The organism is Alloalcanivorax gelatiniphagus, from assembly GCF_005938655.1.
Taxonomy (GTDB): Bacteria; Pseudomonadota; Gammaproteobacteria; order Pseudomonadales; family Alcanivoracaceae; genus Alloalcanivorax; species Alloalcanivorax gelatiniphagus.
This window is the reverse complement of record NZ_VCQT01000027.1, coordinates 172,979-199,378: the sequence shown is the minus strand read 5'-3', so window position 1 is coordinate 199,378 and position 26,400 is coordinate 172,979. Positions and strand designations below refer to the sequence as shown.

At 66.0% G+C, this 26,400-nt stretch carries 23 protein-coding genes; 15 read left to right on the top strand and 8 right to left on the bottom strand.

Annotated features, from left to right (window positions below):
* The first annotated feature begins 70 nt into the window (after window positions 1–70).
* Together FGS76_RS08670 and FGS76_RS08665 are read left to right on the top strand one after the other, a co-directional pair.
* Window positions 71–868 carry an undecaprenyl-diphosphate phosphatase gene (locus tag FGS76_RS08670; RefSeq protein ID WP_138772233.1) on the top strand — a complete coding sequence of 266 codons (798 nt, stop codon included), beginning with the start codon at window positions 71–73 and terminating at the stop codon, window positions 866–868.
* Entirely contained in the window at window positions 865–1,605 is a 741-nt protein-coding gene (locus FGS76_RS08665) for a class I SAM-dependent methyltransferase (RefSeq protein WP_138772232.1), read from the top strand. The genes FGS76_RS08670 and FGS76_RS08665 overlap by 4 nt, the downstream gene beginning before the upstream one ends.
* A gap of 106 nt (window positions 1,606–1,711) precedes the next feature.
* Here the strand turns inward: FGS76_RS08665 and plsB are convergent, their stop codons facing one another.
* Window positions 1,712–4,270, bottom strand: a complete 2,559-nt coding sequence (gene plsB / locus FGS76_RS08660; RefSeq protein ID WP_138772231.1) for a glycerol-3-phosphate 1-O-acyltransferase PlsB — start codon at window positions 4,268–4,270, stop codon at window positions 1,712–1,714.
* A 169-nt stretch (window positions 4,271–4,439) separates the two neighbouring features.
* Here plsB and FGS76_RS08655 point away from each other — a divergent pair, with 169 nt between their 5' ends.
* From FGS76_RS08655 to FGS76_RS08645, 3 genes are read left to right on the top strand one after another with little or no spacing between them, the layout of a single operon-like run.
* Window positions 4,440–5,309 carry a Dyp-type peroxidase gene (locus tag FGS76_RS08655; protein WP_138772230.1) on the top strand — a complete coding sequence of 290 codons (870 nt, stop codon included), beginning with the start codon at window positions 4,440–4,442 and terminating at the stop codon, window positions 5,307–5,309.
* A complete protein-coding gene (locus FGS76_RS08650) occupies window positions 5,306–6,250 on the top strand; it encodes a DMT family transporter (RefSeq protein WP_138772229.1) in 945 nt (314 codons plus the stop codon). The genes FGS76_RS08655 and FGS76_RS08650 overlap by 4 nt, the downstream gene beginning before the upstream one ends.
* A 56-nt stretch (window positions 6,251–6,306) precedes the next feature.
* Window positions 6,307–6,600, top strand: a complete 294-nt coding sequence (locus FGS76_RS08645) for a PIN domain-containing protein (protein WP_138772228.1) — start codon at window positions 6,307–6,309, stop codon at window positions 6,598–6,600.
* Here FGS76_RS08645 and FGS76_RS08640 read toward each other — a convergent pair.
* On the bottom strand, window positions 6,578–8,170 hold the full coding sequence (locus FGS76_RS08640; protein WP_138772227.1) for an aldehyde dehydrogenase family protein: 1,593 nt from the start codon (window positions 8,168–8,170) through the stop codon (window positions 6,578–6,580). The genes FGS76_RS08645 and FGS76_RS08640 overlap by 23 nt on opposite strands.
* Before the next feature lie 355 nt (window positions 8,171–8,525).
* Here FGS76_RS08640 and FGS76_RS08635 point away from each other — a divergent pair, with 355 nt between their 5' ends.
* Window positions 8,526–8,729 (top strand): hypothetical protein, encoded by a 204-nt coding sequence (locus FGS76_RS08635; protein WP_138772226.1) that lies wholly within the window; start codon window positions 8,526–8,528, stop codon window positions 8,727–8,729.
* A gap of 33 nt (window positions 8,730–8,762) precedes the next feature.
* On the opposite strand, the gene dapE is transcribed toward FGS76_RS08635, so the two are convergent.
* From dapE to map, 6 genes are all read right to left on the bottom strand, one after another.
* Entirely contained in the window at window positions 8,763–9,890 is a 1,128-nt protein-coding gene (gene dapE / locus FGS76_RS08630) for a succinyl-diaminopimelate desuccinylase (protein WP_138772225.1), read from the bottom strand.
* A 117-nt stretch (window positions 9,891–10,007) separates the two neighbouring features.
* Window positions 10,008–11,042, bottom strand: a complete 1,035-nt coding sequence (gene dapD, locus FGS76_RS08625) for a 2,3,4,5-tetrahydropyridine-2,6-dicarboxylate N-succinyltransferase (protein ID WP_138772224.1) — start codon at window positions 11,040–11,042, stop codon at window positions 10,008–10,010.
* Between the two features lie 38 nt (window positions 11,043–11,080).
* Complete coding sequence (locus FGS76_RS08620) at window positions 11,081–11,425, bottom strand: ArsC family reductase (protein WP_138772223.1); 345 nt, start codon at window positions 11,423–11,425, stop codon at window positions 11,081–11,083.
* A gap of 86 nt (window positions 11,426–11,511) precedes the next feature.
* Window positions 11,512–12,693, bottom strand: coding sequence for a succinyldiaminopimelate transaminase (dapC, locus tag FGS76_RS08615; RefSeq protein ID WP_138772222.1), 1,182 nt, complete (start codon window positions 12,691–12,693; stop codon window positions 11,512–11,514).
* An 18-nt stretch (window positions 12,694–12,711) separates the two neighbouring features.
* A complete protein-coding gene (locus tag FGS76_RS08610; protein WP_138772221.1) occupies window positions 12,712–15,411 on the bottom strand; it encodes a [protein-PII] uridylyltransferase in 2,700 nt (899 codons plus the stop codon).
* Window positions 15,412–15,444: 33 nt separating this feature from the next.
* Complete coding sequence (gene map / locus FGS76_RS08605) at window positions 15,445–16,221, bottom strand: type I methionyl aminopeptidase (RefSeq protein ID WP_138772220.1); 777 nt, start codon at window positions 16,219–16,221, stop codon at window positions 15,445–15,447.
* 309 nt (window positions 16,222–16,530) lie between these two features.
* Between map and rpsB the strand changes: the two genes are divergently transcribed.
* The 9 genes from rpsB to bamA all read left to right on the top strand — a co-directional run bounded on the left by rpsB (window position 16,531) and on the right by bamA (window position 26,393).
* Window positions 16,531–17,289: a 30S ribosomal protein S2 gene (gene rpsB / locus FGS76_RS08600; RefSeq protein ID WP_138772219.1), complete on the top strand. Its 759-nt coding sequence runs from the start codon at window positions 16,531–16,533 to the stop codon at window positions 17,287–17,289.
* Between the two features lie 64 nt (window positions 17,290–17,353).
* The gene (gene tsf / locus FGS76_RS08595; protein WP_138772218.1) at window positions 17,354–18,232 is read left to right on the top strand and encodes a translation elongation factor Ts; all 879 of its coding nucleotides are present in this window, start codon (window positions 17,354–17,356) and stop codon (window positions 18,230–18,232) included.
* A gap of 268 nt (window positions 18,233–18,500) precedes the next feature.
* A complete protein-coding gene (pyrH, locus tag FGS76_RS08590) occupies window positions 18,501–19,244 on the top strand; it encodes a UMP kinase (protein WP_205717222.1) in 744 nt (247 codons plus the stop codon).
* Between the two features lie 16 nt (window positions 19,245–19,260).
* Entirely contained in the window at window positions 19,261–19,818 is a 558-nt protein-coding gene (gene frr, locus FGS76_RS08585; RefSeq protein ID WP_138772216.1) for a ribosome recycling factor, read from the top strand.
* Between the two features lie 90 nt (window positions 19,819–19,908).
* A complete protein-coding gene (gene uppS / locus FGS76_RS08580; protein ID WP_138772215.1) occupies window positions 19,909–20,694 on the top strand; it encodes a polyprenyl diphosphate synthase in 786 nt (261 codons plus the stop codon).
* Window positions 20,688–21,512: a phosphatidate cytidylyltransferase gene (locus tag FGS76_RS08575; RefSeq protein WP_138772214.1), complete on the top strand. Its 825-nt coding sequence runs from the start codon at window positions 20,688–20,690 to the stop codon at window positions 21,510–21,512. The genes uppS and FGS76_RS08575 overlap by 7 nt, the downstream gene beginning before the upstream one ends.
* Window positions 21,509–22,717, top strand: a complete 1,209-nt coding sequence (ispC, locus tag FGS76_RS08570) for a 1-deoxy-D-xylulose-5-phosphate reductoisomerase (protein ID WP_138772213.1) — start codon at window positions 21,509–21,511, stop codon at window positions 22,715–22,717. Before FGS76_RS08575 ends, ispC begins: the two co-directional genes overlap by 4 nt.
* Window positions 22,711–24,024, top strand: a complete 1,314-nt coding sequence (gene rseP / locus FGS76_RS08565; protein WP_138772212.1) for an RIP metalloprotease RseP — start codon at window positions 22,711–22,713, stop codon at window positions 24,022–24,024. Before ispC ends, rseP begins: the two co-directional genes overlap by 7 nt.
* Window positions 24,021–26,393, top strand: coding sequence for an outer membrane protein assembly factor BamA (bamA, locus tag FGS76_RS08560; protein WP_138772211.1), 2,373 nt, complete (start codon window positions 24,021–24,023; stop codon window positions 26,391–26,393). Before rseP ends, bamA begins: the two co-directional genes overlap by 4 nt.
* The last annotated feature ends 7 nt before the right edge of the window (window positions 26,394–26,400 follow it).

The following is a 26,400-nucleotide window of genomic DNA, read 5'->3' as shown; positions in this document are numbered from 1 at the left end:
ACCGGCCCGGCCCCGCAGCCACACACTGACTCGCTTGCAGCTTGCAGCCCCCAATTGAAGGACGCATTGCATGGACAACTTTCAGGCGCTGATGCTGGCGCTGATTCAGGGATTGACGGAGTTCCTGCCGATCTCCAGTTCCGCCCATCTGATTCTGCCTTCCCAGGTGCTGGGCTGGCCGGATCAGGGGCTGGCGTTTGATGTGGCGGTGCACCTGGGCACGCTGCTGGCGGTGGTGGTGTACTACCGCCGTGATCTGTGGGGCATGACCCGGGGCGCCGGCCAGGGGCTGGTGGAGCGGCGTCTGAACCCGGACCTGCGCCTGGGGCTGCTGGTGGTGCTGGCCACCATCCCGGCGGTGGCGGCGGGCTTCCTGCTCAAGGGCCTGATCGAGAACGAGCTGCGCTCGGCGGCGGTGATCGCCACCACCACGGTGGTGTTCGGCGTGGCGCTGTGGCTGGCGGACGTGCTCGGCGCCCGCCGGCGCGGCGTGGAGCAGCTGGGCGTGGGCAGCGCCCTGCTGATCGGCCTGGCCCAGGCGGTGGCGTTGATTCCGGGCACCTCGCGCAGTGGCATTACCATCACCGCCGCCCTGGCGCTGGGCTTCCGCCGCGAGGATGCGGCGCGCTTTTCGTTTCTGCTGTCGGTGCCGGTGATTCTCGGCGCCGGCCTGCTGAAAACCAAGGACCTGCTGGAAAGCCGGTTGCCGGTGGACTGGATGCACATGGCCCTGGGCGTGGTGGTCAGCGCCGTCACCGCCTATGTGACCATCGTCTTTTTCCTGCGTCTGCTGGATCGCATCGGCATGCTGCCGTTCATGATCTACCGGCTGCTGCTGGGCGCCGCGCTGTTTATCTGGCTGGTATGAACGGTCGGGTGGGGCGCCTGCCCGGCGCGCCGGTGGCCGCCGGCGGCGAGCCGGTGGCGACAGTGGAAGCGGCCCGCCAACGGGGCCTGGCCCTGGTGCTGGGCCCCGCCGGCGACGACCGGGCCCTGTCGCTGTGGGACCCGGCGGCCCGGGCGCTGCCGTTGAAGGTGGATTTCATGGGCGGCCGGCAGGGGTACCGGCTGGCCGCCGAGCGCACCCGCCATGAGCGGTTGGTGAAGGCCCTGGGCAAGCCCCAGGACGGCGTGGACCGGGTGCTGGACCTGACCGCCGGCCTGGGCCGGGACGCCGCCTTGATGGCCGCCGCCGGCTTTCCGGTGACTCTGGTGGAGCGCCAACCGGTGCTGCACGCGCTGCTGGCGGATGGCCTGGCCCGGGCCGCCGGCAGTGAACTGGCGGCGCGCCTGACCCTGCTGCCGGTGGGGGAAGCCGCCGAGCTGACGCTGCCCGCCGGGCCCTGGCACGGGGTCTATCTGGACCCCATGTTCCCGGCCCGGGGCAAGAGCGCGGCGGTCAAACAGGACCTGCAATGGCTGCAGACGCTGTGCGCCTATCCGGACGCGGCGGAGGAGGCGGCCCTGCTGGCCCGGGCCCGGGGCCTGGGCGCCCGCCGGATGGTGGTGAAGCGCCCGCGCAAGGCGCCGCCGCTGGCCGGGGTGGCGCCGCACCACAGCCATGAGGGCAAGACGGTGCGGTTTGACGTTTATGGGCCGGTTTGATCGCGGCTGAAGCCGCTCCTACGGACCCTCTCCCTAGCGGTAGGAGCGACTGGGCGGCATTCCGCTTTAGTCGCGATCAGCCCGCCGGCTCGCGCTGGAACGCCACTTACTTGCCGGCTTCGGTGCCCTTGGCCGGATCGCCGTCCTGACGTTTTGCCTTTTCTTTCTCGCGCTCGGCGGTTTTCGCCAGCGCCTCTTCCAACTGCGGCACGCGGGTGACGCGCTGAATCGCCTGGCTGATGTCCGCGCTGAGAATGCGCCGGGCCTCATCGTCCAGGGCGCGCAGGTTGTCGCCGAAGTGCAGCTGCTGGTCGTCGTCCAGCCACACCAGCCCGGTATCGAGCAACTGGCGGATGAAGTTGCGCAGCACCACCTTGTCGAAGAACTCCGGTGAGTTGAACTCGTAGAGCAGCGACAGCCGCTGGGCGGTGTGGTGGGCCAGATCGCCGAGCTGGTCGGAGGTGAGCTTGCCGTCGCCGTATTGCACCAGCAGGCGGATGGTCAGATAGAACCGCTCCAGCGACGGCATCACCGTCTGCCCCAGGTGGGCCAGCATGTCCGACGCATGGGTGTGGATGGCGGCGCCGTGCAGGCAGTGGTTCTCGCGGGTGACCAGGCCATGGGCTTCCAGCACCGTGGCGATGCGTTCCACCGCCGCCGGCAGGTCCTCGTCCTCGCGCCAGTGCAGGAAGTACTCGTTGCGGAAGAACGGGTAGAGCAGGGTGATCATGCTCTGCAAGGTGTCCAGCCCGATGCTGCGGGCGTTCAGGAACAGGGAGCAGATCAGCCCCGGCAGGATGAACAGGTGCAGGCTGTTGTTGCGCACATAGGCCATCTGCAGGGCGGTTTTCGGATCGGTGGTGACCACGTCGCCCAGCGGGTGGGTTACGCGCAGCAGGAACTCGTGCTCCAGGCCGTACTCGATGATCGCTTCCGGATCGGTTTCCGCCAGCCGCGCGGTGTCGCTGTAGGGCGCCTCGCCCAGCAGGTTGATATAGAGCTGCAGCTGCTGGCGCAGCTGTTGCAGGTCCATGGTGTGCTTGGGCGTGGCCAGCAGCGCCAGGCTGATCAGGTTCACCGGATTGGCCACGGCGGCGGCGTTGATGCCGGTGACCACGTCGCGGCCCAGATCATCGACGGTGCGTTTGAACCAGTCCGGCGTTTCGTGCACGCCCAGTTCCTCGTTGCGCCAGCCTTCCCGGTGGTCGTCCAGGTGGTCCACCAGCTTGATCGGCTCGCCGAAGTTCACGTGCACCTGGCCGAAGTGGCTGCGCAGCACCTTCAGGGATTTCACCAGCCGGAAGACCGATTCCTTCTTCTTCTTGCCGCCGCCCAGTTCGCCCATGTAGGTGCCGGCCTCGATGACTTTCTCGTAGCCGATGTAGACCGGCACGAAGGCAATCGGCTTGCGCGCGTCGCGCAGAAAACTGCGCACGGTCATGGCCAGCATGCCGGTGCGCGGCGGCAGCATGCGGCCGCTGCGGCTGCGTCCGCCTTCCACGAAATACTCGATGGAAAAGCCCCGCGTGGTGATGCTGTGCAGGTACTCGTAGAACACCGCCGCGTAGAGTGGGTTGTCGCGGAAACTGCGGCGCATGAAGAAGGCGCCGCCCCGGCGCAGGATGGTGCCCACCACCGGCAGGTTCAGGTTGATGCCGGCGGCGATGTGCGGCGGCACCAGGCCGTTGCGATAGACCACGAAGCTGAGCAGCAGATAGTCGATGTGGCTGCGGTGGCAGGGCACATAGATCACCTCGTGGTCGCGGGCCACCTGGGTCAGGTGGTCCAGATTGTAGAGGCGGATGCCGTCGTAGAGCCGGTTCCACAGCCAGTTAAGGAACAGCTCCAGGGCGCGGATCACGGTATGGGAATAGTCGGCGGCGATCTCCATGGCATAGCCGCGCGCCCGGGCCAGCACCTTGTCCTCGCTCTCGTTGTTCTCGGCGGCGGTCTGGGCGATGGCCTCGCGCACCGACGGGGCTTCCATGATGGCATTGCTGAGCGTGCGCCGGTGGGACAGGTCGGGGCCGATGGCCGCTTCCTGCTGGCGGCGGAAATGCACGCGCAGGATGCGCGAGGTCTTGCGCACCACCTGGTCGTCGGAGCGGCACTGGTCCATCACCTGCCGCAGGGACACCGGGGAACTGAACTGCACGTACAGGTCGCGGCCCTGGGTGAGAATGATCAGGAATTTCTTGATCACCCCCGGCGGCGCCCAGGTGTCGGAGAAGATGATCCGCCACAGGGAATTTTCCTTCTCCGGCTGGCGGCCCCAGAACACCGACACCGGCACCAGCTGCACGTCCAGCTCCGGGTTCTGCTTGAGGCCGGCCACCAGCTGCTGCAGCCGGGCCGGGGTGATGGCGCGCCGCTGGCGGGCCACCGACACCTGGCGCTTATAGACATGGAAATAGCTGCGCGACAGATGCTGCTTGCCCAGGGTCAGGGACGCCTTGGGGGCGCTCAGGCCCAGCCGCCGGGCGGCCTGATCGGCCACCGCCGCGTCCGCCACGGAGCGATCGCGCAGCACGTACACCACGGGTTTGTTGGGGTCCAGCTGCAGCTCCGCCGGATCGCCGGGCAGCGCCCGAATCCGGGTGCACAGTCGCATGAAAGCGCGAATCAGCAGGAAAAAGAGGCGATCCAGTCCTAACCAGGGTGTCATAGGGGCCAAAATCGTGGCGAATGGACCGCCGATTCTACCTAAGGAGGGCGGTCCCGCGCACCACCGCATGTCGCGGGGGCACGGCGGCGCCACGGGAGTGATGCAAGTCGTGTGAAGAGGCCCTAGAATTTCGGCCTCACCGATTCAACGCAAAACAAGGGGAAAGCCGGTGTCAGAGCATCAGGTGGGGATTTTCGACCGCAGCTACACCCAGCATTTGTTTCTCGAATTCGCCCTCGGTGGCGGCCACCAGCCGGAGCGCATACGCCGGGCCCTGCGCCAGGCCCTGGCCCTGGCCGGCGAGCGCACGCCGGTGCTGGTGGCCTTTGGCCCCCGGCTGTGGTCGCGCCTGTCCAAGGACTTCGACTTTCCCGCCTTCCACCTGCAGGGGCATGTGCCTTCCACCCAGGGCGACCTGTTCGTCTGGGTGCAGGCGGACAACCGCAGCGATCTGTTCGACACCGGCCTGGCGGTGCACCGCCAGCTGCGCGACGAACTGGCCCTGCAACTGGAAGTGGAAGCCTTCGTCTACCACGACCTGCGCGACCTGAGCGGCTTCGTGGACGGCATCGGCAACCCGGAAGGGGAGGCCGCCCGCCAGGCCGCCATCATCCCCGAGCCCCATCCCGCCGCCGGCGGCAGCTGGGTGCTCAGCCAGAAATGGGTGCACGGCGGCCTGGAGGACTTCCACAAGATGCCGGTGGCCGAGCAGGAAAACGTGTTCGGGCGCACCAAGGCCGACGCGGTGGAATTCGACGACGAGCGCATGCCCGACAACGCCCACGTGGGCCGCACCGACGTGGACCGGGACGGCGTGCCGCAGAAAATCTGGCGCCGCTCCGTGCCCTACGGCTCCACCACCGAGCACGGCCTGTACTTTCTCGCCTTCAGCTGCGAACTGGACCGCTTTGAATACCTGCTGCGGCGCATGTACGGCCTCACCGAGGACGGCGTCCGCGACCGCATGCTGGACTTCACCCACCCGGTGACCAGCTCCTGGTGGTATGCCCCCACCCGTCAGTGGCTGGCGGCGCTTTGAGTTATCCGCCGCCGGCGCCGAGCTCCCCGCCACGGACGCCGGGTTATCCGCCACCGGCACCGCCGGGCCTGCCCGCCACGGCGCTCTACGCCCGCCCGCAGCGGCCCTGGCTGGGCATCCTGCTGATGGCGGCGGGGGTCATGACCCTGCCGCTCATGGACGGCCTGGCCAAGTACCTCAGCGAGCAGTACCACGTGGTCCAGGTCACCTGGGCCCGTTACCTGTTCCACTTTCTGCTGCTCGGCGTGCTGCTGCTCTGGCGCCTGCGCCCCCGGGACCTGATTCCCCGCCACCTGGGCATGCAAACCCTGCGCAGCGCCTGTCTGCTGCTCACCACCCTGGGCTACTTCGGCGCGCTGGCGTACCTGCCCATGGCCAACGCCCTGGCCCTGGTGTTCATCGGCCCCCTGGCCAGCACCGCCCTGGCTCCCCTGATCCTCGGCGAAAGCGCCGGCCCGCGCCGCTGGATCGCCGTGGCCATCGGCTTTGCCGGCACCCTGGTGGTGATCCGCCCCGGCGTCGGCGACTTCCACTGGGCCAGCCTGCTGGCCCTCGGCGCCGGCCTCACCTACGCCTTCTACCAACTCACCACCCGCCGCCTGGCCGGCAGCGGCCGCCCCTCGGTGACCCTGTTCTACACCGCCGTGTTCGGCCTCGTCGTACTCAGCCTGATCGTCCCCGCCACCTGGCGCGCCCCGGACCCCGCCGGCTGGGCCCTGATGGTGCTGATGGGCGCCATCGGCGCCTTCGCCCACTTCCTCATCATCCGCGCCTTCGAATACGCCTCCGCTCCCATCCTCGCCCCGGTGAGCTACATGGAAATGGTCTCCGCCGTCCTTATCGGCTGGCTGATCTTCGGCGACTTCCCCGACCCCTGGACCTGGCTCGGCATCGGCCTGATCGTCGGCAGCGGTCTGCTGATTCTGGTTTGGGATCGGTAGGGGCGGTGGCGGATTGAGCATGTGCGCTTCACTCCAGCCAGTCTTCGGAGAGTGATATGACAGATAAACGATCCCCCGATCAGCAGCCGCATTTCACCGTTTCCATCTTCCGCAACGGCAACAGCCGTGCCGTACGCTTACCCAAATTGTTTGACCCGGAGGGAGTGACACAAATGGAAATCACTGCGCGTTTGTCCGCGCGGGGCGAAGTCATTGGCGGCAATGATCCGCTGATCGCCGGCCATGCCTTCGCCACCGAGGCCCGCCTGGTCACCAATAGCCGTAGGGAATTCGACCGGGTGGACGGGCTCGTCGTCGAGGATTGGGCTAATCCACCTTCCATTTGCTGAACATCTTGCGCACCAGGAAGGGCGTCAGCTTGAGGCTGGCGCCGAGCCACTGGCCCACGCCGGTGGGGAAGGCGAAGCGCAGGGCGTGGAGCAGGCCCTTGTAAGTGGCCTGGTCGAAGGGGTACCACCAGAGGTTGCGTTTGGCGGGCAGGCGGTCCCAGTTGATCACCTTGGCGTTGGTCATTTCCAGCAGGCCTTCCGGGCCGTGGGTGCGGCCGATGCCGGATTCTTTCCAACCGCCCCAGGGGGCTTCGGAGAGGCCGTGGGTGTAGAGGTGGTCGTTGAGGGTGGTGACGCCGGTTTCCAGGCGGGCGGCGAGGGCGCGGCCCTTGCGGGTGTCGCGGGTCCAGATCGAGGAGGTGAGCGCCAGGTTGGAGGCGTTGGCGCGCTCCAGGGCCTGTTCGGCGTCGGCGACGCTTTCCACGGCGATGATCGGACCGAAGGTTTCCTCGCACACGGTGAGCATGGTGTCGTTGACGCCGGTGAGCAGGGTGGCGGGGAAGAAGTGGCCGTGTTCCACATCGCCCACCGGTTGGGATTGGGCTTCGATGCGCGCGCCCTTGGCGAGGGCGTCCTCCAGGTGTTGTTGCACGGTGCGTAGCTGGCCCGCGGTGGTGAGGCTGCCGATGTCCACCTCGACGCCGTCCCGGTGGCCGGGGCCATGGCGCAGGGCGCGGGTTTTCTTGGCCAGCAGGGCGACGAACTGGTCGTACACCGGTTCTTCCACGTAGATGCGTTCCACGCCGCCGCAGCTTTGCCCGGCGTTCTGGTAGCCGGCCCAGGCGGCGCCGTTGGTGGCGCGCTCCAGGTCGGCGTCGGCGAGCACGATCATCGGGTCGTTGCCGCCCAGTTCCAGGGACACCGGGGTGAGGGTTTGCGCGGCCTGGGCCATCAGGGTTTTGCCGGCGGGCACGCTGCCGGTGAAGAACAGTTTGTCGATGCCGTTATCGAACAACGCGGTGGCCACCTGTGAGCCGGAGCCGACGATATGTTGAAACAAACCGTCCGGTAATTCGCCGGCGGCGACGATGCGCTCGATGGCGCGGCCCACCGCCGGAGTGGCGGCGGCCACCTTGAGCAGCACCGCGTTACCGGCCATCAGCGCCATGGCGATTTCGCCAAAGGGAATGGAAAGCGGGTAGTTCCAGGGGCTGATGATGCCCACCACCCCCAGCGGCAGATGTTCCACCGTGGTGCTTTTGTTGGCGAACAGCAGGTGCCCGCCGGCCCGCCGTTTCGGCGCCAGCAGCTTGCCCGCGTGCTTGCCGTACCAGTTGCAGGCCAGGGCGCAGGGCAGCACCTCCGTGGCCAGGGCGTCGATGCGGGTTTTGCCGTTGGACTCGCTGACGATACTGGCCAGATCCTCGGCCCGGTCGACAATGTAGTCGCGCATCAGGCGCAGATGGCGGGCACGGGTTTTGAATGGCGTCCGCGCCCATTGACGCTGGGCCGCCCGGGCCCGGGCCATGCGCTCGGGCATGCCCGCCAGGTCGGTCAGGTTGAGCTCCGCCACGGCGGCGCCGGTGGCCGGGTTGTAATCGGTAACGGTGCCGGGCGTGGACTCGGTCATGGGGGCTCCTGGTAACGGTTGAATGGCTTCGATCAGAACACAGCCCCGCGCCGGGGCAAATGGCAGAACCGGCGCCAGCAGCCGTCGGAGCGGCGCTATTCCCGGGAATATCGGGGTCGGACCTCGGTAAGTCCATGATTAAAAAGAATTTTTCTTTCAGGGAAGGGGCGCAGGGAGGCTTAGCGGCCGTTTTCAGAGGACAAAAAAGGACGTCGGGTATAGCTTGTGGTCCTCGCTCTCCAGCGGTGATTTTTACCGGTCAAAAACGCCCGCTAAGGGCGCCCTGGGCTATCATGGGGCGAGAAAAGTTCGATGAATCAGTGGGTTGTGGTGGTCCGACCCCGGGGAGGTGTTGATGTTGGAGCAGTATGCGGAGTGGTTGCCGTTGGCGGCGACTTGGGTGTTGGTGTGTACGTTGTTGAGTTTTTTGATTGCGCGGCACAAGGGGATGCGGCCGCTGGTGCCGACCGCGGCGGGGTTCGTGGCGGCGTTTATTCCGATTGTGGGGTTGATCTATCTGATCGTGCTGGGGATGCGGGAGACGCCGGGGGGCGGCTGAAGCGGCGTATCGCTTCAGCCGCGATGGTTTCCGTCAGGTGAGCAGGTTTTCCAGGACGCGCCGGTAGACGACGGTGAGGGTGTCCAGTTCGGCGATGTCGGTGTGTTCGTCCACCTTGTGGATGGTGGCGTTGACCGGACCCAGTTCCACCACCTGGGCGCCGGTGGGGGCGATAAAGCGGCCGTCGCTGGTGCCGCCGGCGGTGGACAGTTCGGTGTCGCGGCCGGTGACCTGTTGTATCGCGGCCACGGTGGCGTCCACCAGAGCGCCCCGGTCGGTGAGGAACGGCTGGCCGGAGAGCTTCCATTCAATCTCGTAATCCAGCCCGTGCTTGTTCAGCACCGTTTCGGTGCGGTGGCGCAGTTCGTCCTCGGTGAGTTCCGTGGAGAAGCGGAAGTTGAACACCACCTCGCAGCGGCCGGGGATCACATTGGTGGCGCCGGTGCCCGCGTTGATGTTGGAAATCTGAAAGCTGGTGGCCGGGAAGAAGTCGTTGCCCCGGTCCCACTCGGTGGCGGCCAGTTCCGCCAGGGCGGGGGCGGCATCGTGCACCGGGTTGCGGGCCAGGTGCGGGTAGGCCACATGGCCCTGCACGCCTTTGACGGTGAGCACGGCGCCCAGGGAGCCGCGCCGGCCGTTCTTGATCACGTCGCCCACGGTGTCGGTGGAGGAGGGCTCGCCCACCAGGCAGTAGTCGATGGCTTCGTTGCGCGCCTGCAGGGTTTCCACCACCTTGACGGTGCCGTTCACCGAGGGGCCTTCCTCGTCGGCGGTGATCAGAAAGCCGATGCTGCCGCCGTGGTCCGGGTGGGCGGCCACGAACTCTTCCACCGCCACCATCATCGCCGCGATGGACCCTTTCATGTCGGCGGCGCCCCGGCCGTACAACAGGCCGTCTTCCTCGGTGGGAACGAACGGATCATGGCGCCAGTGCTCGACCGCGCCGGTGGGCACCACGTCGGTGTGGCCGGCGAACACGAACAGCGGCCCGCCCTCGCCGCGCCGCGCCCACAGGTTGCGCACTTCCTCGAACCACAGGGTTTCGCACCGGAAACCCAGGGCTTCGAGTTTTTCGATCATCCAGTCCTGGCAGCCTTCGTCCTCGGGGGTGACCGAGGGGCGGCGGATGAGTTCCTTGGCGTAATCCAGTGTGCGACTCATGAAGTCTCCATGAGTTGAAAGTTTCAAGTTGAAAGTTACAAGGCGCGGGCCGGCGCCAATACAGTGATTCTGGCGCCTCGCCCGCGTTTCAACTTTTAACTTTTAACTTTCAACTGGTCAGTTGTGCTTATGCAGTTCTTCGTTGAGGGCGATGGCGCTTTTGTTGGTCTGGCACTGCACCGCGCCGTTCACCGAGTTACGACGGAACAGCAGGTCGGATTGGCCGGCCAGGTCGCGGGCCTTGACGGTGTTGGCGACTTCGCCGTTTTCGTCGAGCACTTCCACCTTGGTGCCGGAGGTGATGTACAGGCCGGCTTCGATGGTGCAGCGGTCGCCCAGGGGGATGCCGGTGCCGGCGTTGGCGCCGAGCAGGCAGTTTTCGCCCAGGGAGATGACGATGTTGCCGCCGCCGGACAGGGTGCCCATGGTGGAGGAGCTGCCACCCAGGTCGGAGCCCTTGCCGACGAACACACCGGCGGAGATGCGGCCTTCGATCATGCCCGGGCCTTCGGTGCCGGCGTTGAAGTTGATAAAGCCTTCGTGCATCACGGTGGTGCCTTCGCCCACGTAGGCGCCCAGGCGGATGCGGGCGGTGTCGGCGATGCGCACGCCGGTGGGCACCACGTAGTCGGTCATCTTGGGAAACTTGTCGACGCTGTTCACTTCCAGCAGCGTGCCGTTGAGGCGCGCCAGCAGTTGCCGCTCGGGCAGTTCGTTCAGGTCGATGGCGCCTTCATTGGTCCAGGCCACGTTGGGCAGCAGCGGGAAGATGCCGCTGAGCACCACGCCGTGGGGTTTGACCAGACGGTGGGAGAGCAGGTGCAGCTTGAGGTAGGCCTCCGGGGTGGAAGCGGGCTCGGCGTCGGTTTCCAGAATGGTGAGCACCACCGGGCGCTCGCTTTCCTGGAACGCGATGGCGTAGCTGGCTTCGTGTTCGAAGCCGGCTTCGCGCCATTCCCGGGCGAGGTGCTGGATCTGCCGGTGGGTCAGTTCCAGGGCGGCGTTGCCGCCTTCGTAGCCCACTTCCTCGCGGACCACTTCCACCAGTTTCGGGTCCGGTTTCAGGGACGGGTCCGGGTAGAACACTTCCAGCCATTGCTCGTCGCGGTTCTTGGTGCCGCAGCCCAGTGCCATTGCGAAAATCGTGCTCATGTCATTCTCCTTTAGCGTGGCGCGGTCGGCGCCGGCGCTTACTGAATCAGTGCCTTCCACTCGTCGGCGTTGAAGCCGGCGCGCAGGTGTTTTTCGGTACGCAGGATCGGTCGCTTGATCAGGGACGGATTGGCCAGCGCCTGTTCCACGGCGCCGTCGGCGTCCATGTTTTCGCGGGTGGCCGGGTCCAGCTTGCGCCAGGTGGTGCCGCGACGGTTGATTACCGTGTCCCAGCCCAGCTCCGCGATCCATTCACGCAGCGCGGCTTCGGGCACGCCTTCCTTGCGATAGTCGTGGAAATGATAGTCCACGCCCTGTTCGTCCAGCCACTTCATGGCCTTCTTCATGGTATCGCAGTTCTTGATGCCGTAGAGGGTGGTCATCGTGGTTCTTCCTTCGTGCTGGGGTCGCGGCCGAAGCCGCTCCTACCGTGATCGGCATGGTAGGAGCGGCTTCAGCCGCGATACCGTTACAGCCTTTCAATCAGGGCGCGGATGCGTTGCGCGCCTTCGATGCATTGGTCCAGCTCCGCCACCAGCGCCATGCGCACCCGGTTCTTGCCCGGGTTGCGGCCGTCCACGGTGCGCGACAGGTAGCGGCCGGGCAGCACCGTCACGTTTTCCTCGGCCTTGAGCCGGCGGGCGAAGGTTTCATCGTCCACCGGGGTTTTCGGCCACAGGTAAAAGCCGGCGTCCGGGGCGGATACCTTAAGTGGCTCGCCCAGAATGTCCAGCACCGCCTTGAACTTCTCGTTGTAGAGGGCGCGGTTGGCGGCCACATGGGCTTCATCGTTCCAGGCGGCGATGCTGGCCAGCTGGTGATGCACGGGCATGGCGCAGCCGTGATAGGTGCGGTAGCGCAGGAAGCCGGCCAGGATATCGGCGTCGCCGGCCACGAAGCCGGAGCGCAGGCCGGGCAGGTTGGAGCGCTTGGAGAGCGAGTGAAACACCACGCAGCGGCGATAGTCGTGGCGGCCCAGTTCCGCGCAGGCCTGCAGCAGACCCGGCGGCGCCTTGTCGCGGTAGATCTCGGAATAGCATTCGTCGGAGGCGATCACGAAATCGAACTTGTCGGCGAGCTGGATCAGCGCCTTGAGCTGGGCGCTGCTGAGCACCGCGCCGGTGGGGTTGCCCGGGCTGCAGATAAACAGCAGCCGGGTGCGCTTCCACACCGCTTCGTCGACGGCGTCGAAGTCCGGCTGCAGGCCGCTGGCGGCGGTGCAGGGCAGGTACACCGGTTCGCCGCCGCCGAGAAAGGCGGCGCCTTCATAGATTTGATAGAAGGGGTTGGGCATCAACACCAGCGGATCGTCGGCGCGGTTGAGCAGCGCCTGGGCAAAGGCGAACAGGGCCTCCCGGGTGCCGTTCACCGGCAGCACCTGGCGGCCCGCGTCCACGCCGCTGAGTTTGAAGCGCCTGGTCAGCCAGCCGGCGATGGCCTGGCGCAGTTCTGGCAGGCCGGCGGTGGCCGGGTAGCGCGAGAGCAGGGCGGTGTTGTCGCGCAGCACCTGTTGCACGAAGTCCGGTGACGGGTGCTGCGGCTCGCCAATCGACAGGGCGATGTGCGGTTTGTCCGCCACCGGCAGCCCGCTGAACAGGGCGCCGAGTTTTTCAAACGGGTACGGATGCAACCGTTCCAGATCGGGATTCATGGTGTTCCTTGTCAGGGGCTAGATAGTGACGGAGAGAGCGTCGTCCTTACTGCGGTCGTCCAGTTCCTGGGTCAGGGTATCGCGCAGGCGTTCGCACAATTGCGGGTCGGATACCGGTTGACCGTCCAGGTCGGTGACGAAGAAAACGTCCTCGGCCTTTTCCCCCAGGGTGGCGATGCGCGCGTTCTGCACCAGCAACTCGAAGTGCACGAAGATGCGGCCGATGTGCGCCAGCAGACCGGGGCGGTCCAGGGTCTGCACGTCCACCACGGTGCGGTCGTTGACGATGTCGTTGCTGATGGTCACCTGGGTGGGCACGTCGAAGTGTTTGTTACGGCGCGGCATGCGGCGGCTCACCGTGGTGCCGAACTGCTCCGGGTGCTTGAGGGTTTCGGTGAGGGTCTTGCGAATGTGCTCGATGCGCGGCCAGTCGTCGCCGATCGGCGTGCCGTGTTCGTCGAGCACGATATAGGTGTCCAGGCTGAAGCCGTCGGCGCTCGTGATAATGCGCGCGTCCATGATGGTCAGGCCCAGGCTGTCCAGGGCGTTCACGGTGGCGGCGAACAGATTGCGGGTGTCCGGGGTGTAGATAAAGATCTGTGAGCCGCCGTCGCCCTGGCTGCCCTGCTGGCCGGTTTCCGATTCACGGATCAGCACCAGCGGGTCCTGGTTGTTGCTGCGTTCCAGCAGCGCCTCGGTGTGCCAGGCGATGTCCCAGGGGGTTTCGCGCAGAAAATATTCGTCGCCGATGTTGGCCCACAGGGTTTCGATGGCGCGGATGTCGTGGTCCCGTTCGGCCAGCAGCTTGAGGGCTTCGTCGCGGGTCTCGTCGATCCAGTCCTGCTTGTCCTGGGGGTTGTTCAGGCCACGGCGCAGGGCGCGTTTGGTTTCCAGGTACAGCTGACGCAGCAGCGAGGCGCGCCAGGAATTCCACAGCGCCGGGTTGGTGGCGTTGATGTCGGCCACGGTCAGCACGTACAGATAATCCAGATGCACCAGGTCGCCCACGGTGCGGGCGAATTCGTGCACCACGTCCGGGTCGGAGATGTCCTTGCGCTGGGCGGTGACGCTCATGGTCAGGTGGTTGCGCACCAGCCAGGCTACCAGCTTGGCGTCCCAGGCGGTCAGGCCGTGGCGCTGGCAGAAGGCGATGGCGTCGTCGGCGCCCAGTTCCGAGTGGTCGCCGCCACGGCCCTTGGCGATGTCGTGGTAGAGGCCGGCCACGTACAGCAGTTCCGGTTTGGGCAGGCGGTAGAACACCTCGCAGGCCACCGGGAAGGCATCGCGCTGATCCTCATAGCGGAAGCGGCGCATGTTCTTCACCACCAGCAGGGTGTGCGCGTCCACCGTGTAAATATGGAACAGGTCGTACTGCATCATGCCGACGATGCGGCCGAACTCCGGCAGGTACTTGCCGAGAATGCCGTAGCGCTTCATGCGGCGCAGCTGGGTGAACAGGGCATGGGGGCTGCGCAGCAGCTGCATGAACAGGGCGCTGTTGGCCTTGTTGTCGCGGAACTCGTCGTTGATCAGCCGCCGGCAATGGATCAGCTCGCGCACGGTGGCGGCGCGGATGCCCTTCAGGTCCGGGTTCTGGGCCATCAGCACGAAGGCTTCCAGCAGCGCCGAGGGGTGCTTGCGGAAAATATCCGGCGCGCTCATTTCCAGGTATTCATTGCGCACCTGGAAGCGGCGGTTGAGCGGGCGCACCTGCTCGGGCTGGCCGGCGCGCAGGATTACTTCGTCGAACAGCTGCAGCAGCATGTCGTTGAGCACCGACAGGGCCAGCGCCGCCCGGTAGAACTCCTTCATGAACAGTTCCACCGCCAGGTTGGCGTTGGAATCCTGGTGGCCAAGCCGCTCCGCCAGTTGCCGCTGGTGGTCGAACAGCAGCCGGTTTTCGTTGCGGCCGGTGAGCGAGTGCAATTGCCAGCGCACCCGCCACAGGTAGTCCAGGCAGCGGGTCACCGCGTCGAATTCGGTGCGCGTGATGAAGCCGGCGTCCACCAGGGCTTCCAGGCTGTCGCCGCCGAAATGGCGCTTGGCCACCCAGGCGATCATCTGCACGTCGCGCAGGCCGCCCGGGGCGTTTTTCAGATCCGGTTCGAGATTGTATTCGGTGTCGTTGTACTTGCGGTGGCGGGCGGTCTGCTCTTCCCACTTGGCGGCGAAGAAGCGGTCCGTGGGCCACATGCGGTCCGGCCCGGTGCGGTCGGACAGGGCCTGGCGTACCTGGTCGTCGCCGGCCAGGGTGCGCGCTTCCATGATATTGGTGGCCACGGTGATGTCCTGGCCGGCCAGTTTTTCGCACTCGTCCAGGGTGCGCACGCTGTGGCCGATTTCCAGGCCGATGTCCCACAGGAAGGCGACGAAGCCTTCCAGGGCGGAGCAGGCGTCCTGGGCCGGGGTGTCGCGGAACAGCACCATCAGGTCCACGTCGGAGTGCGGGTGCAATTCGCCACGGCCGTAGCCGCCCACCGCCACCAGCGCCACGTCCGCGAAGCGGTCCAGCTGAAACAACGACCAGGCGGCCACCAGTACCCGGTCCACCAGGCGGGCGCGGGCATGCACCAGCTCGGCCACCGGGACCTGATCAAAGGCCTGGTCGAGCCGGGCCTGGCCCTCCTCCAGGAAGGCGCGGGCACGTTGGCCGGGCTGGTCACTGTCGCGCAGGGCGTCGAGCAGCTGGTCGGGGCTGAGCGGAGGCGTCAAATCCATAGCGGCGGCGTTGCTTCCTTAATGATGGCGTCCTTAATAAAGGTCGGTTTCTTCCCGGCGGGCGGTGAGCACTTCGTAGCCGTCGGCGGTGACCGCCAGGGTGTGCTCCCATTGGGCGGACAGCTTGCGGTCCTTGGTGACCACCGTCCAGCCGTCCGGCAGCACCTTGTTGGCGGCCTTGCCGGCGTTGATCATCGGTTCGATGGTGAACACCATGCCTTCCTTCAGTTCCAGGCCGGTGCCGGGTTTGCCGTAGTGCAGTACCTGGGGCTCTTCATGGAACACCTGGCCGATGCCGTGGCCGCAGTATTCGCGCACCACCGAGAAGCGCTCGGATTCCGCCAGTTTCTGGATGCGGTGGCCGATGTCGCCCAGGCGCACACCCGGCTTGACCATCTTGATGCCGGCCAGCATGCACTCGCGGGTGGTGTCCACCAGGCGCTTGGCCAGCACCGAGGGCTCGCCCACGTAGAACATCTTGCTGGTGTCGCCGTGCCAGCCGTCCTTGATGACGGTGACGTCGATATTGATGATGTCGCCTTTCTTGAGCACCTTCTTGTCGCTGGGGATGCCGTGGCAGACCACATGGTTCACGGAGGTGCACACGGATTTGGGGAAGCCCCGGTAGCCCAGGCAGGCGGGGATGGCGTTCTGCTCATTGACGATATGGTCGTGGCAGATGCGGTCCAGGTCCTCGGTGGTGACGCCGGGGCGCACATGCTCGCCGATCAGTTCCAGCACTTCGGCGGCCAGGCGGCCGGCCTCGCGCATTTTGGCGATGTCGTCCGGTGTTTTCAGCGTGACATTCATGGTGAAAAGGGAAACTCCAGCATTTTCAGTGGCTTGGGCGGCTGGAAAGCGGGCGGTGACGGGTCGCGCCGGCCGCTTTTCCGTTGCCCGTGAAGGGGGGCTGTGGTATAAAGCGCGCGCCTTCCTCGATCCCGGCGGCCAGGACGCCGCCAAACGGTGCGTCATTGTACCCGCTGGGTGTCGGCGAAGGGAAATCACACACACGCTCCGGCACATGGCTCTGGGTGCCCCAGCGTCCTTCGGGACGCTCCTTCGGGAAGGGGGTTGAGTCATGGGGGGCGTGGAGGCCTAACCCAGGAGATAACCTCAATGAGCGTAACCATGCGCGATATGCTGAAGGCAGGCGTGCACTTCGGCCACCAGACCCGTTACTGGAATCCGAAGATGAAGCCTTACATCTTCGGCGCACGCAACAAGATTCACATCATCAATCTGGAAAGCACCCTGCCGCTGTTCAACGACGCCATGGCGTTCCTGAACAAGCTGGCGGCCAGCAACAACAAGATCCTGTTCGTCGGCACCAAGCGCGCCGCGCAGAAGGCGGTCCGCGAGGAAGCCCAGCGTTGCGGCATGCCGTACGTGGATCACCGTTGGCTGGGTGGCATGCTGACCAACTGGAAAACCATCCGTCAGTCCATCAAGCGCTACCGCGACCTGGAAGCCCAGGAGCAGGACGGCACCCTCGGCAAGCTGACCAAGAAAGAAGCGCTGATGCGTCACCGTGAGATGGAGAAGCTGGAACGCTCCATCGGCGGCATCAAGGACATGGGTGGCCTGCCGGACGCTCTGTTCGTGGTGGACGTGGATCACGAGGACATCGCCGTTCAGGAAGCCCGCAAGCTGGGTATTCCGGTGGTGGCCGTGGTCGACACCAACTCCAACCCGGATGACATCGATTACGTGATCCCGGGCAACGACGACGCCATCCGCGCCATCCACCTGTATGTGCAGGCAGCCGCCGACACCATCCTGGAAGGCCGCGAGTACGCCCAGACCCAGGGCGGTGGTGAAAGCGAGTTCGTCGAAGTCGAGGACGCCCAGGCCGAGAACGAGCAGGCCGAAGGCTGATCACCCGGGGCGGGCCACGGCCCGCCCCACGCATTCCCCGAATTCAAAGTTTCAAGAGGTAAGCATGGCTGCTGTAACTGCTGCAATGGTGAAAGAGCTCCGCGAGCGCACCGGTCTGGGCATGATGGAATGCAAGAACGCCCTGGTCGAAGCGGGTGGTGACATCGAGAAGGCCATTGATGATCTGCGCAAGTCCGGCCAGGCGAAAGCCGCCAAAAAAGCCGGTCGTACCGCCGCCGAGGGTGCCGTGGTAGTGGCCACCAGCGACGACAACAAGCGCGCCGTGATGGTGGAAATCAATTCCGAAACCGACTTCGTGGCCCGTGACGACAACTTCCTGGGCTTCTGCGACAAGGTGGCCGCCGCCGCCCTGGCCGCGGACGAAGTGGACGTGGCCAAGATCGCCGAACTCAGCGTTGAGGGTGGCGGTACCGTGGAAGAGGCCCGCCAGGGCCTGGTTCAGAAGATCGGTGAGAACATCCAGGTGCGCCGCGCGGTGCGTCTGAACGCCGAAGGTCTGGTCGGTTCCTACGTGCACGGCGGCAAAATCGGCGTGCTGGTGGCTCTGACCGGTGGCGACGCCGAGCTGGGCAAGGACGTGTCCATGCACGTGGCCGCCGTCAGCCCGATGGTGGTCAAGTCCGACGAAGTGCCCGCCGAAGTGCTCGACAAGGAGCGTGAAATCATCCGCGCCCAGCCGGACATGGAAGGCAAGCCCGCCGAGATCGTCGAGAAGATGGTCGGTGGCCGCATCAACAAGTTCCTCAAGGAAGTGAGCCTCAACGATCAGCCGTTCGTTAAGGATCCGAACACCACCGTGGGCAAACTGGTGAAAGACGCCGGTGCCGAAGTGGTGGCCTTTGAGCGCCTGGTGGTGGGCGAGGGCATCGAGAAGGAAGAGGTGGACTTCGCCGCCGAAGTCATGGCACAGGCAAAACAGTAGTCCCCTGGGACCTGGTTTGTCGCGCTGCCGCGCAAAAACGCCTTGTTGGCCAGGTCCAGCAAGGCGTTTTTTTCGGCTGGTGCGCCGGTGGGCGCGACCGGCCGGAGGTTGGACCCGATGGCACATCGGGAGAGCACCGGGGGTGGGAAAACCGGCCAAATCGGCAGGGTGCCTTGGCTTGGCCGCCCCCAAATGGTTTCATTAACCGCCGGAGCATCACCGGCGGTCGGACAAACGGCGGGTATTCATGAGTGGCGGAGAACAAGAGATGGCCAAGAACAAGGAGCGCTCGCCGCGCTACAACCGTATTCTGTTGAAGTTGAGCGGTGAGGCGCTGGCGGGTGAAGAGGGGTTCGGTATCGACCCCCGGGTGCTGGACACCCTGTCCCTGGAGATCGGCCAACTGGTGGGTATCGGCGTGCAGGTGGGCCTGGTGATCGGCGGCGGCAACCTGTTCCGTGGCGCGGCGCTGCAGACCGCGGGCCTGGACCGGGTGGCCGGCGACCATATGGGCATGCTGGCCACGGTGATGAACGGCCTGGCCATGCGCGACGCCCTGGAGCGCTCCAACATCCGTACCCGGTTGATGTCGGCCATTCCCATGAGTGGCATCGTGGAGCATTATGACCACCGCAACGCCAACCGGCACCTGAAGAACGGCGAAGTGGTGGTTTTCTGCGCCGGCACCGGCAATCCGTTTTTCACCACGGATTCCGCCGCCTGCCTGCGTGGCATCGAGATCAGCGCCGACGTGGTGCTCAAGGCCACCAAGGTGGATGGTGTCTACAACGACGATCCGGTGACCAATCCCAACGCTGAAAAATACGAGCGTCTGAGCTACGACGAGGTCATCGACCGCAAGCTCGGCGTCATGGACCTCACCGCGATCTGCCTGTGCCGCGACCACGACATGCCGTTGCGCGTGTTCAACATGAATAAGCAGGGCGCGCTGCTCAACCTGATGCTGGGCGGCAGCGAAGGCACCCTGGTGGAAGCCGCCAGAGAGCAATAGTCAGAGAGGAACAAAGGTGATCGACGATATTCAGAAAGACGCCCAGTCGCGCATGAAGAAAAGCCTGGATGCGCTGGACGTGGCACTCAAGAAAACCCGCACCGGCCGGGCCCATCCGAGCCTGCTGGATGGGTTGCACGTGTCCTATTATGGCTCGGACACGCCTCTCAACCAGCTGGCCAACATTTCCGTGGAAGAGGGCCGTACCCTGCTGGTCACGCCGTTCGACAAGTCCCTGGTGCCGGACATCGAAAGGGCGATCATGACCTCGGACCTGGGCCTCAACCCGTCCACCGCCGGCGTGGTCATCCGCCTGCCGCTGCCGCCGCTCACCGAGGAAACCCGCAGGGGCCTGGTGAAGCACGTGCGCGCCGAGGGCGAACATGCCAAGGTGGCGATCCGTAATATTCGCCGGGACGCCAACGGCGACTTTAAGGACCTGCTCAAGGAGAAGGAAATCTCCGAGGACGAGGCCCGTCACGGCGAGGAACAGATCCAGCAGCTCACCGACAAGATGGTGGCTGAAGTGGACAGAATGCTGAAGGTCAAGGAAGAGGAACTGATGACGGTGTGATCGGGTGGGGTGCTGCCCCCTCCGGCCGTTGTCCGAATACAATCGAACGGTGACGTCGGGATGCCGCTGGTCGGCAGCCCGACCTTTTTTATGGACGATAATAAACCCGACTCCTCGGCACCGGATATCGATAGCCACCAGGGCGCGGTGCCCCGCCACGTGGCGATCATCATGGACGGCAACAATCGCTGGGCCCGGCGCCGGGGTCTGCCCGGCGCGGAGGGGCACCGTGCCGGCGAACACACCTTGCAGAAGGTGATTCGCCGCGCCGCCCGCCACGGCGTGGAGGTGGTCACCCTGTTCGCCTTCAGCTCCGAGAACTGGCGCCGCCCGGAGGATGAGGTCAATCATCTGATGGGCCTGTTCGTCAACGCGCTGGGCCAGCGGGTGGACCAGCTGCACGACCACCGGGTGCGGCTGCGCTTTATCGGCGACCGTTCCGCCTTCGACAAGACCCTGCGCGACGGCATGGTGGAAGCGGAGCGGCGCACCGCCGGCAACGACCGCATGACGGTGGTGGTGGCGGTCAACTACGGCGGCCAGTGGGATCTGGCCCAGGCCGCCGCGTCCCTGGCCCGGGAAGTGCGCGACGGCACGCTGGACCCGGACAATATCGACGCGGTCGCCCTGGGCGAGCGCATCTCCACCGCCGACCTGCCGCCGCTGGACCTGCTGATCCGCACCGGCGGCGAGCACCGCCTGAGCAATTTTCTGCTGTGGCAGGCGGCCTACGCGGAGCTCTACTTCACGCCGGCCCTGTGGCCGGATTTCGACGGCGACGAACTGGACGCCGCTCTGGCCGATTACGCCGGCCGGCAGCGTCGTTTCGGGCGTTCCGGTGAACAACTCGGCGCCGACGGAGAATCCGAATGCTGAAATTGCGGGTGATCACCGCTCTGGTACTGCTGCCGGTGGTGCTGGGCGCCGTGTTCGGCCTGGAGCGCCTGCCGTTCGCCGTGGTGGCCGGGGCCTTTTTCCTGGTCGGCGGCTGGGAATGGGCCGGCATGATCGGCGCTCTGAGCCGCCCCTTGCGCCTGCTTTGGTGCCTGTCGCTGGCGCTGCTGATGGTGGCCACCGAGGTATTCCGACCGGCCTGGCTGTTCACCCTGCTGCCACTGTGGTGGCTGCTGGCGCTGGTGGCGGTGCTGGGCTATCCGCGCAACGCCGGCTACTGGTTCCGGCCGGCGGTGATGGTGCCGGTGGGCTGGCTGGTGCTGGTGCCGTCCTGGATGGCGGTGGTGGAGCTGCAGGACCACGGCGCCCTGGGGCTGGCGGGCCCTTGGGCGCTGCTGTTCATTCTGGTTTGGGTGTGGGCGGCGGACACCGGCGCCTATTTCGCCGGCCGCGCCCTGGGCCGCCACAAGCTGGCGCCCCGGGTGAGCCCGGGCAAGACCGTGGAAGGGCTGATCGGCGGCGCGTTGCTGGCGCTGCTGGTGGTGGCCGCGGTGTTCTACACCGGCTGGCTGGAGGCGCGCCTGCCGGCGCTGATGCTGGTGGCGTTGCTGACGGTGCTGGCCTCGGTGCTGGGTGACCTGTTCGAAAGCATGGTCAAGCGCCAGCGGGGCATCAAGGACAGCGGCACGGTGCTGCCCGGCCACGGCGGCATGCTGGATCGCATCGACAGCGTCACCGCGGCCCTGCCGGTGGCGCTGGCCGGGCTCAACTGGTTCGCGCTCCCCGGAGGCCAGCTTTGAGCGGCCCGAGCGGCCCCAGCGGGGAGACGACAGCCCCCGAAGCGGTTACCATTCTCGGCGCCACCGGCAGCATCGGCCGCCAGACCCTGGATGTGCTGGCCCGCCATCCGCAACGTTACCGGGTGGTGGGCCTCACCGCCGGCCACCGCTGGCGGGAACTGGCCGAGCACTGCCTGCACTGGCGCCCGCGCTACGCGGCACTGGCCGATGAGGCCGGCGCCGAGTTGCTTCGGAACCATCTCCGGGAGGCCGGGTCAGACACCGAGGTCCTGGGCGGCCATCAGGGCGTGGCCCAGGTGGCGGCCCTGGACGAGGCGGACACCGTGGTGGCCGCCATCGTCGGCGCCGCCGGCGTGCGGCCGACCCTGGCGGCGGTGGAGGCGGGCAAGAAGATCCTGCTCGCCAACAAGGAGACCCTGGTGGTCACCGGCGCCCTGTTCATGGACGCGGTGCGCCGTCACGGCGCCACCCTGCTGCCGGTGGACTCGGAGCACAACGCCATCTTCCAGTGCCTGCCCCGGGAGGGCGTCGGGCCGGGGGTGCGGCGGCTGCTGTTGACCGCCTCCGGTGGCCCTTTCCTGGGCTGGGACCGGGCGCGGCTGGAGACGGTGACGCCGGAACAGGCGGTGCGCCATCCCAACTGGGACATGGGACCCAAGATTTCCGTGGATTCCGCCACCCTGATGAACAAGGGGCTGGAGTTCATCGAGGCGTGCTGGCTGTTCGATGTGCCGCCGGCACGCATCGACGTGGTGATTCACCCGCAAAGCGTGGTGCATTCCATGGTCGAATACCTGGACGGTTCGGTGCTGGCGCAAATGGGCACCCCGGACATGCGCACGCCGATTGCCTGCGCGCTGTCCTGGCCGGAGCGCATCGACTCCGGCGCCGAGACGCTGGATTTCCGGACCCTGGCGGGGCTCGATTTCCGGGCCCCGGACGACGCCGCCTTCCCCTGCCTGGGCCTGGCCCGGCAGGCGATGGAGACCGGTGGCGCCGCCACCGCGGTGCTCAACGCCGCCAACGAGGAAGCAGTGGCCGCTTTTCTCGACCGGCGGCTGGGTTTCAACGGCATCGCGGCGGTGGTGCAGGATACCCTGGCCGGTTTGCCGGCCCCGGACTGCGCCGACGTGGACGCGGTCATGAATGTGGACAGTGAGGCCCGGGTTCTGGCCCGGCGCCTTATCAAGGAGTGGGCATGCTGACGCTGTTGGCCTTTGTCGTCACCATCTTGGTCATCGTGGCCTTCCATGAGTGGGGTCACTTTCTGGCCATGCGTGCCTTTGGCGTGCGCGTGCTCACCTTTTCCGTGGGTTTCGGCCCCCGTCTGCTGCGCTTCACCGACAAGAAGGGCACCGACTGGGTGATCAGCGCCATTCCTCTGGGCGGCTTCGTCAAGCCGCTGGACCGCCGCGACGGCGAATTGCCGCCGGACGCCCGCGACGACGAGGAATTTTCCGGCAAGCCGGCCTGGCAGCGGGTGATCACCTATGCGGCCGGGCCGGTGTTCAATTTCATTCTCGCCTTCCTGATCTACTGGCTGCTGATGATGTCCGTGGGCCAGCGCGACAGCCTGGCGGTGATCGGCCTGCCGGTGGCGCAATCCCCGGCCGCCGAGGCCGGCTTCCAGGCCGGCGACCGCTGGCTGGCGGTGGACGGCCGCGAGGTGGAAGGCTGGCAGGACGTGATCAGCGCCCTGGTGCTGCATCTGGGCGAGGACGCGCCGGTGCCGGTGAAGGTGCGTGAGGCGGATGGCGACATCGCCACCCGGGCCCTGGACATGGCCAGCTGGTCGGCGGCCCCGGACCAGTCGCCGCTCACCGTACTGGGCCTGCGCCCGGCGGTGCAGATCGGCCGCATCGCCGAGGACAGCGGCGCGGTGCGCTCCGGCGTCCAGGTCGGCGATCTGGTTCTGACCACCAACGGCGAGCCGGTGGCGGGCTGGGGGGCCTGGCGGGAGCTGCTGCAGAGCAGCGCCGACCAGGCCCTGCCGGCCACCGTGCTGCGCGACGGCCGGGTGCTGGACCTGACCCTGTATCCGCAACCGGTGCAGTTCGAAGGCGCCACCGTGGGGCAGCTGGGCGTCGGCCCTGGCGGTCTGGTGGAACACACCTACGCGCCGGCCCAGGCGGTGGGCGCCGCCGCCGACCGCTTCGGCCAGCAGGTCAATGTGATCTGGGCCAGCGTGGCCAAACTCTTTACCGGTCATTTGCCGCTGGACAGTCTCGGCGGCCCGGTGACCATAGCCCAGGTGGCGGGTGAAAGCGCCGCCGTGGGTTTCGCCAGCTTCCTGATGTTGCTGGCTTACCTGAGCATCACGCTCGGGATCATCAATTTGCTGCCCGTGCCCATGCTGGACGGTGGCTGGATTCTCTTCGGCATCATTGAAATGATACGCGGGCGCAGCCTGCCTGAGCGGTTCCTGAGTACCGCGCAGGGCGTCGGGCTGACGCTGGTGGTCAGTTTCATGTTGTTGGCCATCTATAACGACCTGGTGCGACAGTTTTCATGAATTTCGCCGCAAATACCTCCCTGAGACGCCTGCTGGGCGCCACCCTGGTTATCGTCTGTTTCTGTATTTTCTTCCCGGCCCAGGCGCAGACCGAAGCCGGTCTGCCGTTCAAGGTCCGCGACATCCGCATCGAGGGGCTGCAGAGGCTTCCGGTGGAGCGGGTCTACGCGGCCCTGCCGATCCAGGCCGGTGACACCATCGACCAGGCGGCGGTGCGCGAGGCGGTCAAGCGCCTGTTCGCCACCGGCAACTACGAGAACGTGCAGCTGGGCCGCGACGGCGACGATCTGGTGGTGGTGGTGGCCGAGCGGCCGAGCGTCGCCCGCATCGAGCTGGAGGGCAACAAGTCCATCGAGGAGGAAGACCTGCGCAAGGGCCTGACCCAGGCGGGTCTCGCCGAGGGCGAGGTGTTCCAGCGCTCCACCCTGGAGGCGATCTCCGGTGAGCTGGAGCGGCAGTACATCGCCCAGGGCCGCTACGGCGCCGACATCGAAACCGAGGTGACGCCGCTGCCGCGTAACCGGGTGGCGCTGAAGATCAAGATCTACGAAGGCAAGGCGGCGCGCATCAGCGACATCAACATCGTCGGCAACAGCCTGTTCAGCGACGAGGAGTTGCTGGAAGACTTCGAACTCAGCCCCTCCCATTTCTGGTCGTTCATCAAGGGCGACGACAAGTATTCCCGCCAGCGTCTGGCCGGTGACCTGGAGCGCCTGCGCTCCTACTACCTGGACCGGGGCTATATCAACTTCTCCATCGAATCCACCCAGGTGTCGGTGACCCCGGACCGCGAGCGCGTGCTGATCACCGTCAACGTGGCCGAAGGCAAGCAGTTCCGCGTCAACGACGTGCGGCTGTCCGGCGACCTGGTGGTGGATGAGAAAGAACTGAAACCGCTGGTGGTGATCCAGAAAGGTCAGGTGTTCAGCCAGCAGCTGGTCACCTACACCAGTGATCTGATCAAGCGCCGCCTCGGCAACGAGGGCTACACCTTCGCCGAAGTGCGTGGCGTGGAGCAGGAAACCGGCGACGGTGATACCGTGGACGTGACCTTCTACGTGGACCCGGGCCGCCGCGTCTATGTGAACCGCATCGGCTTCAGCGGCAACATCAAGACCGAGGATGAAGTGCTGCGCCGGGAGCTGCGTCAGTTCGAGGACGCCCCCGCCAACACCTCCCTGATCGACCTTTCCCGGGAGCGTCTGCAGCGGCTCGGCTATTTCTCCACCGTGGAAGCGAAAACCGACCGGGTGCCCGGCGCCGATGACCTGGTGGACGTGAACTACGACGTGCAGGAGCAGCCGTCCGGTTCGATTGGCGCCAACGTGGGCTATTCCGATGCCTCCGGCGTGATCTTCGGCGCCAACATCAGCCAGAACAACTTCCGTGGTAACGGTAACCGGGTGTCGTTCTCCCTGAGCCGCAGTGACATCCGCGATTCCTACAGCTTCTCGCACTACAACCCGTACTACACCCTGGACGGTGTCAGCCGTGGCTTCAGCCTGTTCTACTCGAAGATCGACTTCGACGAGACCCGCCTGTCCTCCTATGGGGCGGACCGGGCCGGCGGCAACGTCACCTTCGGTTACCCGATCTCCGAGTACACCCGCCTGAACTTCGGCGGTGGTATCGAGCAGACCAAGGTGCAGCAGGGCGATTACATCGCCGTGGCCATCAACGACTTCCTGCAGCGTGAAGGCGACAAGTTCAACGAGTTCAAATTCAACGCCTCGCTGCGCACCAGCACCCTGAACCGGGGCATCCTGCCCGACCGGGGCTGGGCCAGCACCTTCCGCCTGGAAGCGGCGGTGCCGGGCTCCGACTACCTGTTCTACAAGGTCGGCTGGGAAGGGGAGAAGTACTTCCCGATCACCAACCGCTGGACCGTGCGCACCCGAGGCAACGTGGGCTACGGTGACGGCTACGCCGACGACCGGGGCCTGCCGTTCTTCGAAGCCTACTACGGCGGTGGCATCGGCTCGGTGCGTGGCTATGAATCCCGCTCCCTGGGTCCCCGTTCACCGGCGCTTTATTATGAAAACCGTGGCGTCGGTGATCCCGATCCGGACCCGATCGGTGGTAACCTGCTCACCGAAGCCAGCCTGGAGCTGATCTTCCCGACCCCGTTCGCGACGGAATCGCGCAGCGTGCGCACCTTCCTGTTCGTGGACGCGGGTAATGTGTTCGATACCAATGACGATAACGGACTCGACGAATTCGACACCAACGAACTGCGTGCTTCCGCCGGTATCGGTCTGAGCTGGCTCACCGCCATCGGGCCCCTGAGCTTTAACCTGGCCACGCCGCTCAACGACCAGTCCGGTGATGACACGGAAGTGTTCCAGTTCTCCCTGGGACAAACCTTTTAGGAGTCAA